This window comes from Acidovorax sp. ACV02 (assembly GCF_014851475.1).
GTDB classification, from domain to species: Bacteria; Pseudomonadota; Gammaproteobacteria; order Burkholderiales; family Burkholderiaceae_C; genus Acidovorax; species Acidovorax delafieldii.
The window spans coordinates 97,970-110,525 of record NZ_JACUZU010000009.1 but is presented as its reverse complement, the minus strand read 5'-3'; the positions used below and the strand labels follow the sequence as shown (position 1 = coordinate 110,525).

Genomic DNA, 12,556 nt, shown 5'->3' with positions numbered 1-12,556 from the left:
ACATGCCGCCCACCCTGCCCCGCCTCTTTGCCCCCGCCCGGACCGTTCCCCCGCCCGTGGCCTGGGCCGCCCTGGCGCTGCTGATCTTCACCGCCTGCCTGGTGGGCATCTTTGCGCGTCCCATCGGCTTTTTGTCGGCGTTCTGGCCTGCCAATGCACTGCTGCTGGGGCTGCTGGTGCGCTACCCCCACCTGGCACGGCCACCCGCCTGGGTGGCGGCCGCAGTGGGCTATGTAGCGGCCGACCTGGCTACCGGCAGTGCCTGGGGCATGGCCCTGTGGCTCAACGCCGCCAACCTGCTGGGCGCCACCGCCGGCTGGCTGGTGCTGCGGGGGCTGGACGAGCCCATCCTGCGGCTGCAGCGCACGGCGGCGGCGCTGTACCTGCTGCTGGCAGCGCTGGTTGCCAGCGCAGTGGGTGCGCTGGCAGGCTGCGGCGCGGCACCGGTGTATTTCGACTCCCCGTGGACGGACCTGCTGTCCCTGTGGTTCAGCACGGAGCTGATGAACTACATGCTCATCGTGCCCGTGGTGCTGGCCGCTCCGCGCGCGGCAGACCCGCCCTCGCACACCCCGGACACGCCGCTGTTCTGGCGCGTTGCGCCCGTCAGTTCGCTGGTGCTGGCCGAGGGCATCCGCACGCTCATCGGCGGGCCCGGCATGCTGGCTTTTGTGGTGCCAGGGCTGCTGTGGTGTGCGCTGAGCTACAGCGCCTTCACCTCCAGCCTGCTGTCGCTGGTGGTGTGCCTGTGGACCATGGCGGGCGTGGCCACCGGTGTGCTCAACTTCACGCCGGCCCATGCGGGCGATGTGTTCTCTCTGCGCGTGGGCGTCACGCTCCTGGCCCTGGGGCCTCTGGCCGTGGCCTGCGCCAGCGCGGCACGCGCCGAGGCCCTGCGCCGCCTGCACCATGCCGTGCGCCACGACGACCTGACGGGCGTGCTGGCACGCCGCGCGCTGCTCAAACAGGGCGATCGTCTGCTGGAGCGCTACCAGCGCGAATCCACCGGGCTGGCGGTGATGATGGTGGACGTGGACCACTTCAAGCAGGTGAACGACCAGCACGGACACGGCGCGGGCGACCGGCTGCTGGTCAGCATTGCCCAGACCATGCTGCGCGCGCTGCGCGCCGACGACGTGCTGGGCCGCATGGGGGGTGAAGAGTTCGCCGCCGTGCTGCCCGGCGTGTCCCCCACCGAGGCCCAGGCCATTGCCGAACGGGTGCGCAGCGCCGTGGAACGGCAGGCGCTGGACGCGACGCAGGGCGGCCCCCAGCAGGCCACCGTCAGCATTGGTCTGGTGCACAGCGCCACCCTGGGCGCGGATGCCGACATGGACACCTTGCTGCTGGCCGCCGACACGGCTCTGTACCGCGCAAAGGCCGAGGGGCGCAATCGGGTGATGGTGGGCTAGGTCAGCGTTGTCGGCGCCGCTCTGCGGCCCGCCTCACTCCTGCGCCAGTTTCACGCCCGCCCCGGTGCCGCAGGCATGGCAGAACCGTGCAAACGCGCTCTTGCGGGTGCTGCAGTGGCCGCAGTGGTCGAACAGGCCGATGCCGCAGTGCGGACAAAAATCGATCTTCTCGTTTTTCAGGTCCACGGGCCGCTCGCAGCCGGGGCACACGCTCTTGGCCAGGCGGGCCAGGGCCACGTCGTAGCTCAGTTCCTTGCGGCGCTCCTGGTCGGGCAAGGCCTCGGCCAGCTTCTGGCGCTCCAGATAGCGGTTGAGCGCCTGGATCGCATAGCGCCCCACCACGGCCGTCACGGCAATGCCCACCACGTAGCGCACGTAGCCGCCGTAGCTCGGCAGATAGGGCACCAGCTCCACAAAGAAGGCAAACAGCGCAAAGAAGATAAAGCCCCACACGAACGGCCAGTAGGTACTCTTGCGCTTCTTGACGAACAGCCAGCCGGCTGCGGCCAGCAGCGGCAGCGTGAGGGCCAGGCGGTACAGGAACACGCGCAGCTCGACCTTGCGGCGCTCGGCCCCGAGCTTCACGTAGCCGTCGGACTCCATCTGGTTGAGCTGCTCCTGCCGGGCAGCTGCCGCCTGGCGGGCATCAAGGGCGGCCTGCTGCTGCGTCTCCACCGCCTGCTGGGCCTTGCGCTCCACCAGCTTGAGGGCGTCGAGCGCCTGGGTGCGAGCGATCACCTCGGGGTCCTGGTCGGCCCGCTGCGTGGCGCTGCGCGTGGACAGCCAGTTGTTGAAGCTCTCTCGCTCGGCCTGCACCTCGCTGCGCACCTTGCTGCGCTGCAGCTGGGCCTGCTCCAGCGCGGTCTGCGCGTCCTGTTCGGCCTGGCGCGCCGTTTTGACCTCGGAACGCAGCCTGTCGGCTGCGGCTTTGTCCAGAAAGTCGTCCACCCGCAGCGGGGTCTCGACCTTGGGCAGATCGCCCACGATGGTGCCACCCAGCCCGATGAGGAAACTGGCAAACACCAGCGCCACCAGCCACAGGCCACGGCGGAACCATTTCTCGGACAGTCTCAGGGACTTGCTCATGTTCTTCTCCTCGGTGGCGCCGGGCGCCGGGGTTGGGTGCACCCTGCAGCGCACCGGAAAATGCTCTTCTTTTTATAGCTACCAGTGCATGTATTGATTGCGCCTGCTGGCATTTTGATTCAATTTTTGATCGCCAGCACCACGGGGGCGGCTGCCAGCTGCGTACGCTGCATCCAGGCCAGGACTGAATCGACGGTCACGGTCTCGATGCGGTCCGAGAACCGTTTTTCGTTCGGATGGTCGTCAAACGCAATGTTGGCCGAGCCCACCCGCCCGCCCATGCGCGTGAGCGGGCCCAGCCTGAGCGTGGTGGGCTCGTAGCCCTTGAACTGCAGCCAGGCCTGCGCCTGGTCGCGCGAGCGCACGGTGGCGGGCTCCATGGCCATCGCCAGGGTCTCCAGCGCCCACTGGTTGGACTGCTGGTATTTGCGGCCCCACGCGTAGCTGACCATGCTGTAGGGCGGGTGCTGCAGCGCCTTGGTGCGGCCCTTGTCCTGCAACACGGCCAGCAGGCGCTGCTGCACCTCGGGCGTGGGCACGGCGTACACGGCCTCGTAGCGCCACAGGTCGTCCAGAAAGAATTCGCCCAGGCCCTGGCGGTACAGGTGGCCCACCGCCGTGCCACATTCGTTGAGCTTGTGCGCCACGTGCCACGGGCCTTCGGCTGTCTTGTAGGCCCAGCCGAAGTGCGAATAGCGCAGGCCGTACTTGGAGAGGTCCTGCCCCGCACGGGCCAGCGCCACCACCTGCACGCCCGACTTGGCGTGCTCGGCATCCAGCGCTACCGAGGTCTGCTCGGCCAGCTTCATGCCGCGCTCGATCACCTGCGGGGGCACGGGCTTGCGCGACTCGCACGAGCGGCCAGCGTGGGCCGGCGTGGCGGCCAGCAGCGCGACCCCTGCGAGGAACACCATGCCCACCACGGCAGGGATGCGCTGCGCGGGACTGCGGCCAAAGGTCAAGGTTTTCACCATCGTGCCGCTCCTCAAAGACGTTCGTTGTGCAACAAAGCGCGACCGATGGCATTGGGCACAAAGGCAATGGCCTCGCCCGCCGCCGACAGGATCACGCCCGTGCCGATCACGCTGCAGGTGACCACGGTGCCCACGGCATAGGCCGAGCCCGTCACACCACGGCCGACCACCTCCACACTCACCTGGGCACCATCCGAGGCACGCTCCAGCAGGTACACCGTGCCCACGGCCGAGGCCTCCACCGCCCGCACCGTCAGCACCGCGCCGCCCACCGACAACGCCGCCGGCACCGTCACCACCGCACCGGCAGCCGCCGAGGCCACCGACGCCGTGCCCACCACGGAGGCCACGGGCAAGAGCGACAGCGCGGCAGAAGCCTCGCTCTGGGCCCGGGCCGGCGCAGCCGCTACCAGGGCCGCACACACCACCCCAGCGGCCAGCAGAGCGCGGGGCAGGCGAGCGGCAGAGCCCCACGAAGAAAACATGGCATTCATCATCATTCACTCCTCAGGGTACGGCCCGCCCACACATCCAGGTGCGGGACAGACCGGGTCGAAAGACCAGACAGAAATTCATCCAGAAGGGCGGCGGGTTGCCGCCTGTGCACACCGGGTGCGATCAGTTCACGCTGCTGTTCTGGGCGGCGGCCTGGGCGGCTTCGCGGCGGCCTTGCAGGCGAGCGTCGAGCAGGTCGGCCTCATGGCGGTCGCGCAGCATCTTGGCCAGCGTGAAGGCGGTGGTGATCAGGTACAGCCAGCTCACGCCCAGGAACGCCTTGTAGGTCACGTTGATGTCCATGCTCAACAGGCCCCAGCCCGTGAGGCCCATGGCCACCGCAAAGCCACCCCACACCACCAGCTTCCACATGGGGGTGTCACCACCGCCACGGCGCGAAGCGCTTTCGTTGTCCCGCACAAACTTGGCCAGCACAAACGCGGCCGAGAGGCAGAACACATAGCCCATCACCATGAACGCCTGCTCCAGCTGCTCGCCTGGCAGCCACGCCAGACCCACGGCGCACAGAAAAACCGCGATGCCGAACGAGACCCACACCTGCAGCTGCCAGGCCTTGGTGTCACGCTGAACAACGATGGGAGAAGAAGACATTGCTGTGGTGCCCTGAAGGGCGTTGGTTGAACACGGAACGAATGGTGCCCAGACGTAACTTGCGTGTCTGCATTGAACCGTAACAGTGGCCACCCGCAGGCCATCCAGTATCGTTTTACGGTACTTTTTCTCAAAAAATTCGGTGCAAGCCGTTGTTCAGGCCCTACGCGGCCCTCGCCACGCACCTGCGCGACAGAGGCAGCAGGCACGGCCACAGAGAATGGCGGCCTCTCCGGCCAAGGCAACTTCTGCCTGCCCCCGGACCTTGTACTTCTGACGGACGGAGCCCCCACCATGACCAAACCTTTTGACCTCGTCGTCCACGGCGCCACCGGCTTCACCGGCCGCCTGGTGGTCGAATATCTGCTGCAACGCTACCCCGCCGGCAGCGGCCTGCGCTGGGCCATGGGGGGCCGCAATGCCGACAAACTCGCCGCCGTGCGCGACGAAGTGGGCGCCCCGGCCGACACCCCACTGGTCGTGACCGACACCAGCGACCCCGCCAGCCTGCAGGCGCTGATGGACGCCACGCGCCTGGTGCTGACCACCGTAGGCCCCTACCAGCTGTATGGCAACGAACTCGTGGCCGCCTGCGCCAAGGCCGGGGTGGACTATGTGGACCTGTGTGGCGAGCCCGCCTGGATGCGCCAGATGATCGACGCGCATGAAGCCGCCGCCAAAGCCAGCGGCGCGCGCATCGTGTTCTCGTGCGGGTTCGACTCCATTCCGTTCGACCTGGGCGTGTTCCTGCTGCAAAAGGAATTCCGCCACCGCTTCGGCCACCCGGCCCCGCGCGTGCGCGGCCGGGTGCGCAAGATGAAGGGCACCTTCTCGGGCGGCACCGCCGCCAGCCTCAAGGCCACCATGGCGGCCGCTGCCACCCAGCCCGGTGTGCTGGACCTGCTGAAAAACCCCTTCTCGCTCACCCCCGGGTTTGAAGGCCCGCGCCAGCCTTCGGGCAACAAGCCCATGGTGGACGAGGCTTTGGGCGATGGCGTCTGGGTGGCCCCGTTCGTGATGGCCGCCATCAACACGCGCAACGTGCACCGCTCCAACTTCCTGCTGCAGCACGCCTACGGCACCGACTTTGTCTACGACGAAATGCTCATCACCGGCCCCGGCGAAAAGGGCGAGGCCATCGCCAACGCGGTGGCAGGCGACAAGTCGCTGGGTTCGGACAAGGGCCCCAAGCCGGGCGAAGGCCCTTCGCGCGAGGAACGCGAGAACGGCTTTTACGACGTGCTGTTCCTGGGCACCGACGCTGCTGGCAACACCCTGCGCGTGGGCGTGAAGGGCGACCGCGACCCGGGCTATGGGTCCACCTCCAAGATGATCACCGAAGCGGCGGTGTGCCTGCTGCAGGAAGCCACGGAAACCCCAGGCGGCATCTGGACCACCGCCCCGGCGATGGGCGACCGGCTCATCGCGCGGCTGCAAGCGAATGCGGGCCTGGACTTCGCGGTCGAGACGCATTGAACGCACCCCAGGCCGACGCCCGCATCGGCTGAGGGCTCAGAGCCTGTTCACGATCTCCCAGGGGTCGCGCAGCGGTCTTTGCGGGATGGTGTGCAAGGCGCGGTGCGCAGCCGATAGCCCGTGCGATCGGCAAGCGCCGCAACGCCGCAGACCGCCCGGCAAGGCACTTGCCCGAAGGGTTGGAGTGAAATCGGGCGATTGGACGCCCCGGCTGCTTGCATGGGCACGAGCCCATGCGGCGCATCCGAAGCATCCACTCATCCCGATTGCGCTCCAACGCGGCCCCTGCGGGACCGTGAACAGGCTCTGAGGGCGCGGCGCGTAACGGGAGCGCTGCAGCACACGGCGCCGCCCACCAGTCCGGCGCCAGCCCCGCAGCGCGTCCCGTGGCGCGCTCTTTTTGCCGCCCCCTACTTCACTCCACCGTCGCCCTACAGCCCGCCCAACACGCGTGTGACCAGGGACTGCAGCGAGCCGTCGCTCTGAAAACCAGCAGCCTCCGCACGGGGGGTGTGCAAGGCGGGCAGGCGGCCGAACAGCGTCTCGATGTGGGTATCGGGCGCATACCGAATCCACTCGGCCGGATCGGCATGCACCGCGCGGGCAATGGTCTGCACGACCTCTTCCACCGACGCGCGCAGCACCGGGGGTTGCCAGCACCGTTCGGCCGGCATGCCCTCTGCGGGCAAGCGTGCGGCATGCACCAGGTTATCCAGGCAGCACCCCAGCGACATCCACCATGCCGTGGCTTGCGCCGACACGGGGCAGGTGTACTCCTGCCGCGCCCGCAGGGCATGGAAGATCTGGCTCATGAATGCGGAGCCATGGCCCGTTTCTGCCGGGGGCCGCGCCACGATGCCGGGCAGCCGCAGGCTGCGGCCATCGATATCGCCACGCCGGCTGTAGTCCGCCACCAGCAATTCCACCATCCACTTGTGCATCCCGTAGCTGAGCGTGGGCTGCGGCCACTGGCACTCATCGACGGCTTGGCTGCCCAGCGCACCATAAACCGCCACCGAGCTGGCAAACACCAGCCGCGGGACGGGCGCCCGGCCTGCACGCACCGCGCGCGCCAGGCCTTCACACAAGGCCACGGTATCCAGCAAATTGGCCTGCACACCCAGCGCAGGTTCACGCTCGGCCAGCGATCCCGGGACACTGGCCAGGTGGAATACGCAGTCGGGCGGATCGTCTTCCAGGGCATCGAACAAAGCGCGATCGGCAAAGCTACCGATGTGCCATTGCACGCCCGGCGCGCAAGGCGCAGCAGGCCCGACGCGGTCCACCAGCGTCAGGCGCAAGGGCGTGCCGGGCACAAGCGGGGCGGACTGCAACCGCTCGGCCAGGGCGGAACCAATGAACCCGCCGGCACCGGTGACGACCACATGCATCAGCGTGCCCCCGTGCCTGCAGCCACCACGCGCTGGTGCGCCACCCCAAAAGGCCCCTCACGGCCATCGGGCCAGCGCGCCTGCATGCGCACGGTGTCGCCGTAGCGCATGAAAGGCGTCTTGGCGGCGCCCTCGTCCAGGATCTCGATCACACGCCGCTCGGCCAGGCAGGCTGAGCCTGCATCGCGGGCCTGGTTGGACACGGTTCCCGAACCGATGATGGTGCCTGCCGTGAGCCGCCGTGTGCGGGCGGCATGGGCAATGAGCTGGCCAAAGCTGAAGTTCATTTCGCCGCCATGCGGGTGGCCAACCCATTGGCCGTTGGAGTCCACATGCAGCCGCAGATGCACCCGCCCGTCCTGCCAGGCATCGCCCAGTTCATCCGGCGTCACGGCCAGCGGGGCAAAGCTGGTGGAAGGCTTGGCCTGCAAGAATCCAAAGCCCGTCTTCATTTCGTGCGGGCCCAGCGCGCGCAGGCTCCAGTCGTTGATCTGCACCACCAGGCGGACGCAATTCAATGCTGCTTCAGGCGTCACGCCCATGGGCACCGGGCCACAGACGACGCCGAACTCGCCTTCGAAATCGATGCCATCGGCCTCGCTGGGCAGAGGCACGTCATCGCAAGGGCCCAAAAAGTCGTCGCTGGCGCCCTGATACATGACTGGGATGGTGTCGAAATGCGGAATAGGCGGCGTGTTGAACGCCCGCTCCATCAAGCGGCCATGGTTGAGGAACGCCGATGCATCGAGCCACTGCGGGCTGCGCGGCAAGGGAGCACTGCAGACCGCCGGGTCGAACGCGAAGATGCCGGTTGCCGTGCCCGCCTCCAGCGCTGCCGTGCGCTCACGCAAAGCGGGTGCCACAGCGTCCCAGTTCTGCAAGGCCTCCAGCAGGCTCGCAGCTATCGGAGCGGCATCGACGGCCTGCAAGCCGGTGGAAGAAACCAGTACCAGGCGGCCGTCCAGGCTGCCGTCTTTCAGAGTTGCAAATCGCATCGCCAGTCCTATCAGGAAGAAGGTGTTTCCAGTCGCAGCCCCGCCGCCCGGATCACGCGGGCATAGCGGTCGGTCTCTGCAGTCAGAAATGCGCCAAACTCACGCGCACTCCGGGTGGGGGCGTCGGCACTGCCCAGCAGGGCCAGCTTTTCGCGCAGCTCGGGCTGGGCCAGGATGCGAACGCATTCGGCATTGAGCCGCGCGATGGCCTCGGTGGGCAGGGCAGCATGAGCCAGCAGGCCAAACCAGCCGGTGACCTGAAAGCCTGCCAGTCCCGGTGTTTCGGCCACGGTGGGCAGATCGGAGGGCAAGGCAGGCGAGCGCTGCGCGCCGGTCTGCGCCAGCAGGCGAATGCGCCCGTCCTTGACCATGGGGGCCACGGCCAGGGCGCTGTTGAACATGAGGTTCACCTGCCCGGCCGCCAGATCATTGAGGGCGGGCGCAGCGCCTTTGTAGGGCACATGCAGCAACTGCACTCCGGCCTGCTGCGCCAGCATCTCGCCCGCCAGGTGCAGCACATTGCCGACCCCGGCCGATGCGTAGCTGACCTGCCCAGGCTTTCGCCGGGCAAGGTCCGTCAGGTCGGACAGACTGCGCACCGGCAGGGCTGCAGGCACGGCAATCACCATAGGCCCGGGGCTGGCAACCAGGGCTACGGGGGCAAAGTCGCGCTGGGTGTCATACGGCAGCCGGGGGTAAAGGCTGGGGTTGATGGCGTGAGCGGCGCTGACCCACAGCAGCGAATGCCCGTCGGTGCTGCGGGCTACGGACTCCGAGGCAATGATGCCGTTGGCACCCGCGCGCGACTCCACCACCACCGGGCTGCCCAGGGCCAGGCCCAGCTTGTCGGCCAGCAGGCGGGCCACCAGGTCCGAACTGCCTCCGGCCGCGAACGGCAGGACGATGCGCAACGGCCGTGAGGGCCAGGTGGCTGCCCAGGTGCTCATGGGCAGCGCCAAGGCACTGGCCAGCAGGGTTCTTCGGTTCAGCATGCCGTGCATGGTTTCAACTCCCATCGCTGATGGTGGTGCCGCCGTCGACCACCAGGTTGTGTCCGGTCACAAAGGCCCCGGCGGGGCTGGCCAGCATGGCGACCACGCCAGCCACTTCGTCGGGTTCTCCGGCGCGCCGCAGCGGCGTGGCCTGGATGCGCCGCGCCATGAAGGCGTCGTCGGCCATGAGCCGCTCAGCCAGCGGCGTGCGGATGAGGCCGGGCGATACGGCGTTGACCCGTACGCCCGCAGGCCCCCATTCCACAGCCAGGTTGCGCGCCAACTGGGCCAGCGCCGCCTTGGTCAGCCCGTACAGGCCCATCGACCGGTTGCCGCGCAGGCCCGCGATGCTGGAGATGAGCACCGCGCTGCCGCCGCCCCGCGCCGCCATGCCAGGCAGCACCAAGGCACACAGCCGCGCTGCGGCGCACAGGTTGATGTCAAACACCTGCTGCCAGTCTGCATCGCTGGCATTGGCCAACGGCCCCGCAGGCCCCTGGATACCGGCATTGCAGACAAGGATGTCCAGCGGCCCGGCGCGCTCCACCAGCGCAGCGATGGCCGCAGGCACCGCCATGTCGGCAGCGATACCGATGGCGTTGGGCAACGACGCAGCGACCTGCTCACAGGCCAGCGCATCGCGGTCAGAGACCACCACCCGGGCGCCCTGCTCGGCCAGGGTGCGCGCAATCGCCAGACCCAGGCCCTGGGTGGCCCCCGTAACCAGGGCGGTGCGACCCTGCAGATCAAAGAGACTCATTCGACCTTGATCCCGGCTTGGCGAATGGCCAAGCCCCATCGCTGCGATTCGCTCTGGATGAACTCGCCAAATGCAGCGGGCGCCAGCGGTGCAGGCTCCAGGCCCAGCGGCCGGTGGCGGCCCAGCACCTCGGGCGACTCCAGCGCCGCCACCACCGCCTTGTGCAGCACTTCGACCACCGGCGCAGGCGTGCCCGCGCGCACCATCACACCGTTCCAGCCCGGAGTGTCGAGGTCCGCATGCCCGGCTTCGGTCAGCGTGGGCACCTGGGGCAGCACCTGCAGGCGCTGCTCGCTGCCCACGCTGACCAGCGCGCGCAGCTTGCCTTCGCGTACCAGCGGCAGGCTGGATGCCACCACATCGCACATGAAGTCCAGGCGCCCGGCCATCAGGTCCTGCAGCGCGGGCGCTGCGCCCTGGTAGGGCACATGGGTCATGCGCGAGCGTGTCTTGATGCGCAGCTGCTCGGTCCACACATGGGGCTGGCTGCCCTGCCCGTAAGAGCCATAGTTGAGGCCATCCCCCGCAGCGGCCGCACGCAACAGGTCGGCCAGCGTCTGGAATGGGCTGCTGGCAGGCACAACCACCACCAGCGGCGATTTGAACAGGCGCGTGAGGGGCGCAAAGTCCTTGAGGGGGCTGAAGCTCAGTTTGGCGTACAGCGCTGGGTACATGGCCAGCGGACCGATGTCTGCGTACAGCAGGGTGCGACCATCCGCAGGCTGCTGCTTGACGTACTGCGCCGCCAGTTGCGCCGCACCGCCGGGCTTGTTTTCCACCACCACGGCTTGTTGCATGCGCTCTCCCAGCTTTTGCACCAGCAGGCGCGACATCGCGTCGCCAAAGCCCCCGGCCGGGTAGGGCACCACCCAGCTCAACGGGCGCGCGGGATACGGGGCCTGTGCCCATGCACAGGGCGTCAGCGCTGCGGCCGCTGCAGCGCCCAGCCATTGACGGCGCGTGCTCATGGTTGTTGCTCCTTCGCAGGAGCGGCCAGAGAGGCATCAAAACGCCCATCGACCAGCACAAACAGCATGCGACACGGCGCGCCCGAACGGTTGGCCCAGGCGTGGTTGGTGCCCCGCTGCACCACCACGCTGCCGGGGCGCAGTGGCACTTCGCCCTCATCCAGCACCAGCGTCAGCGTGCCTTCGATTACCACGCCGTAGTCCACCGATTCGGTGCGGTGCATCAGCGGATGGGGGGAGTCCGTCTTCACCGTGGAGGCCGCCGCATCGCCAATCTGGCTGAAGGCGTCGTGCATGCGCTCGGCACCCCGGGCCAGGAACTCGGGCGTATCGGGCGGAATATCCACGAACCGGATGCGGGTGCCCCCCTGCGGGGGCGGCAGCACCAGCGGGCCAAGCGTCGGGTCCGGGCCGTTGTCCACAACAGCGGGCGACTGCGCAGTGCTCCAGACCTCGTGGAACACCGTGCCAGGAATGGCCGCAATCTCGACCACGGTGGGCAGCGGCCCCGCGCTGGTAACCACGGCACGGCCTTCGGCGTTGTGGCCAGTGACCACGCGATGGATGGATGGGAAAGCCATGAACCAACTCCTCAATCTTCAAAAATGGCGACCGCGCGCGTCCAGCCTGCCGAGGCGCCACGGATCTTGTGGGGGAAGCAGCTGATCGTGAAACCCGTGGGCGGCAACGCCTCCAGGTTGTGCAGCTTTTCCAGGTGGCAGTAGCCGATGTCGCGGCCCGCCTTGTGGCCCTCCCAGATCAGGGCCTTGTTGCCGGTTTCTGCCACGCGCTGGGCGGTGTATGAAAACGGTGCGTCCCAGCTCCAGGCGTCGGTGCCCGTGAGGCGCACACCGCGTTCCAGCAGGTACATGGTGGCCTCGTAGCCCATGCCGCAACCAGCGCCCAGGTAGTCCTTGTGCCCGTAGCGCGAGCCCGCGCGGGTGTTGGCCACCACGATGTCGAGCGGCTGCAGTGTGTGGCCGATGCGGGCCAGCTCGGCCTCTACATCGGCAGCAGTGGCCACATAGCCATCGGGCAGGTGGCGGAAGTCCAGCTTCACACCCGGCTGAAAGCACCATTCCAGTGGCACTTCGTCAATCGTGATGGAGGGGCGGGCTCCGCCGTTCTTCGCGTCCTGCGTGGAGTGGAAGTGCCACGGCGCATCCAGGTGGGTGCCGTTGTGCGTGGTGAGCGTCACCCACTCGGCCGCTGCTGCTTCGCCATCGGGGTAGTCCTCAGGCTGGGTGCCCGGGATCATGGCCATGAACTCGGGCAGCGTGTCGGCGTGCTTCTGGTACGTGATCTTGGGCGCCAGGGGGGGCGGGTCGGAGAGGACATCGTTTTCAAGGTAGATGGAAAGGTCCACAAAGCGGCGTTGGGGTTTGGTCATGGCAG

General features: G+C 68.0%; 13 protein-coding genes. 2 read left to right on the top strand and 11 right to left on the bottom strand.

Annotation, left to right across the window (positions count from 1 at the left end; all coding sequences use genetic code 11):
* The first annotated feature begins 2 nt into the window (after positions 1 to 2).
* A complete protein-coding gene (locus IB236_RS20725; RefSeq protein WP_192422041.1) occupies positions 3 to 1,412 on the top strand; it encodes a diguanylate cyclase in 1,410 nt (469 codons plus the stop codon).
* A gap of 33 nt (positions 1,413 to 1,445) precedes the next feature.
* Here the strand turns inward: IB236_RS20725 and IB236_RS20720 are convergent, their stop codons facing one another.
* The 4 genes from IB236_RS20720 to IB236_RS20705 form a co-directional block, all read right to left on the bottom strand.
* Entirely contained in the window at positions 1,446 to 2,498 is a 1,053-nt protein-coding gene (locus IB236_RS20720; RefSeq protein ID WP_192422038.1) for a zinc ribbon domain-containing protein, read from the bottom strand.
* Positions 2,499 to 2,617: 119 nt separating this feature from the next.
* Entirely contained in the window at positions 2,618 to 3,412 is a 795-nt protein-coding gene (locus tag IB236_RS20715; RefSeq protein ID WP_192422139.1) for a DUF2145 domain-containing protein, read from the bottom strand.
* A gap of 71 nt (positions 3,413 to 3,483) precedes the next feature.
* Positions 3,484 to 3,969 (bottom strand): hypothetical protein, encoded by a 486-nt coding sequence (locus IB236_RS20710; RefSeq protein ID WP_192422037.1) that lies wholly within the window; start codon positions 3,967 to 3,969, stop codon positions 3,484 to 3,486.
* 121 nt (positions 3,970 to 4,090) lie between these two features.
* Positions 4,091 to 4,579, bottom strand: a complete 489-nt coding sequence (locus tag IB236_RS20705) for a YiaA/YiaB family inner membrane protein (RefSeq protein WP_056065512.1) — start codon at positions 4,577 to 4,579, stop codon at positions 4,091 to 4,093.
* A gap of 294 nt (positions 4,580 to 4,873) precedes the next feature.
* On the opposite strand from IB236_RS20705, the gene IB236_RS20700 reads away from it, so the two are divergent.
* Positions 4,874 to 6,055 (top strand): trans-acting enoyl reductase family protein, encoded by a 1,182-nt coding sequence (locus tag IB236_RS20700; RefSeq protein ID WP_192422036.1) that lies wholly within the window; start codon positions 4,874 to 4,876, stop codon positions 6,053 to 6,055.
* A 431-nt stretch (positions 6,056 to 6,486) separates the two neighbouring features.
* Here IB236_RS20700 and IB236_RS20695 read toward each other — a convergent pair whose 3' ends face one another.
* Genes IB236_RS20695 through IB236_RS20665 form a run of 7 tightly spaced genes read right to left on the bottom strand, consistent with a single transcriptional unit; the run spans position 6,487 to position 12,551 of the window.
* Positions 6,487 to 7,446, bottom strand: a complete 960-nt coding sequence (locus tag IB236_RS20695) for an NAD-dependent epimerase/dehydratase family protein (protein WP_192422035.1) — start codon at positions 7,444 to 7,446, stop codon at positions 6,487 to 6,489.
* The gene (locus tag IB236_RS20690) at positions 7,446 to 8,441 is read right to left on the bottom strand and encodes a fumarylacetoacetate hydrolase family protein (protein WP_192422033.1); all 996 of its coding nucleotides are present in this window, start codon (positions 8,439 to 8,441) and stop codon (positions 7,446 to 7,448) included. Before IB236_RS20690 ends, IB236_RS20695 begins: the two co-directional genes overlap by 1 nt.
* A gap of 11 nt (positions 8,442 to 8,452) precedes the next feature.
* Positions 8,453 to 9,442: a tripartite tricarboxylate transporter substrate binding protein gene (locus tag IB236_RS20685; RefSeq protein WP_192422031.1), complete on the bottom strand. Its 990-nt coding sequence runs from the start codon at positions 9,440 to 9,442 to the stop codon at positions 8,453 to 8,455.
* 4 nt (positions 9,443 to 9,446) lie between these two features.
* Positions 9,447 to 10,193, bottom strand: a complete 747-nt coding sequence (locus tag IB236_RS20680) for an SDR family NAD(P)-dependent oxidoreductase (RefSeq protein WP_192422030.1) — start codon at positions 10,191 to 10,193, stop codon at positions 9,447 to 9,449.
* Positions 10,190 to 11,161 (bottom strand): tripartite tricarboxylate transporter substrate binding protein, encoded by a 972-nt coding sequence (locus tag IB236_RS20675; protein ID WP_192422028.1) that lies wholly within the window; start codon positions 11,159 to 11,161, stop codon positions 10,190 to 10,192. Before IB236_RS20675 ends, IB236_RS20680 begins: the two co-directional genes overlap by 4 nt.
* Positions 11,158 to 11,742: a cupin domain-containing protein gene (locus IB236_RS20670; protein ID WP_192422026.1), complete on the bottom strand. Its 585-nt coding sequence runs from the start codon at positions 11,740 to 11,742 to the stop codon at positions 11,158 to 11,160. The genes IB236_RS20675 and IB236_RS20670 overlap by 4 nt, the downstream gene beginning before the upstream one ends.
* Positions 11,743 to 11,753: 11 nt before the next feature.
* Positions 11,754 to 12,551 carry a cyclase family protein gene (locus tag IB236_RS20665; RefSeq protein WP_192422024.1) on the bottom strand — a complete coding sequence of 266 codons (798 nt, stop codon included), beginning with the start codon at positions 12,549 to 12,551 and terminating at the stop codon, positions 11,754 to 11,756.
* Between the last annotated feature and the right edge of the window lie 5 nt (positions 12,552 to 12,556).

Coding starts and splice junctions, on each gene's coding strand:
- IB236_RS20695 (WP_192422035.1), bottom strand. CDS start 7,446: ATGCATGTGGTCGTCACCGGTGCCGGCGGGTTCATTGGTTCCGCCCTG.
- IB236_RS20680 (WP_192422030.1), bottom strand. CDS start 10,193: ATGAGTCTCTTTGATCTGCAGGGTCGCACCGCCCTGGTTACGGGGGCC.
- IB236_RS20685 (WP_192422031.1), bottom strand. CDS start 9,442: ATGCACGGCATGCTGAACCGAAGAACCCTGCTGGCCAGTGCCTTGGCG.
- IB236_RS20665 (WP_192422024.1), bottom strand. CDS start 12,551: ATGACCAAACCCCAACGCCGCTTTGTGGACCTTTCCATCTACCTTGAA.
- IB236_RS20670 (WP_192422026.1), bottom strand. CDS start 11,742: ATGGCTTTCCCATCCATCCATCGCGTGGTCACTGGCCACAACGCCGAA.
- IB236_RS20715 (WP_192422139.1), bottom strand. CDS start 3,412: ATGGTGTTCCTCGCAGGGGTCGCGCTGCTGGCCGCCACGCCGGCCCAC.
- IB236_RS20700 (WP_192422036.1), top strand. CDS start 4,874: ATGACCAAACCTTTTGACCTCGTCGTCCACGGCGCCACCGGCTTCACC.
- IB236_RS20705 (WP_056065512.1), bottom strand. CDS start 4,579: ATGTCTTCTTCTCCCATCGTTGTTCAGCGTGACACCAAGGCCTGGCAG.
- IB236_RS20690 (WP_192422033.1), bottom strand. CDS start 8,441: ATGCGATTTGCAACTCTGAAAGACGGCAGCCTGGACGGCCGCCTGGTA.
- IB236_RS20710 (WP_192422037.1), bottom strand. CDS start 3,969: ATGATGAATGCCATGTTTTCTTCGTGGGGCTCTGCCGCTCGCCTGCCC.
- IB236_RS20725 (WP_192422041.1), top strand. CDS start 3: ATGCCGCCCACCCTGCCCCGCCTCTTTGCCCCCGCCCGGACCGTTCCC.
- IB236_RS20675 (WP_192422028.1), bottom strand. CDS start 11,161: ATGAGCACGCGCCGTCAATGGCTGGGCGCTGCAGCGGCCGCAGCGCTG.
- IB236_RS20720 (WP_192422038.1), bottom strand. CDS start 2,498: ATGAGCAAGTCCCTGAGACTGTCCGAGAAATGGTTCCGCCGTGGCCTG.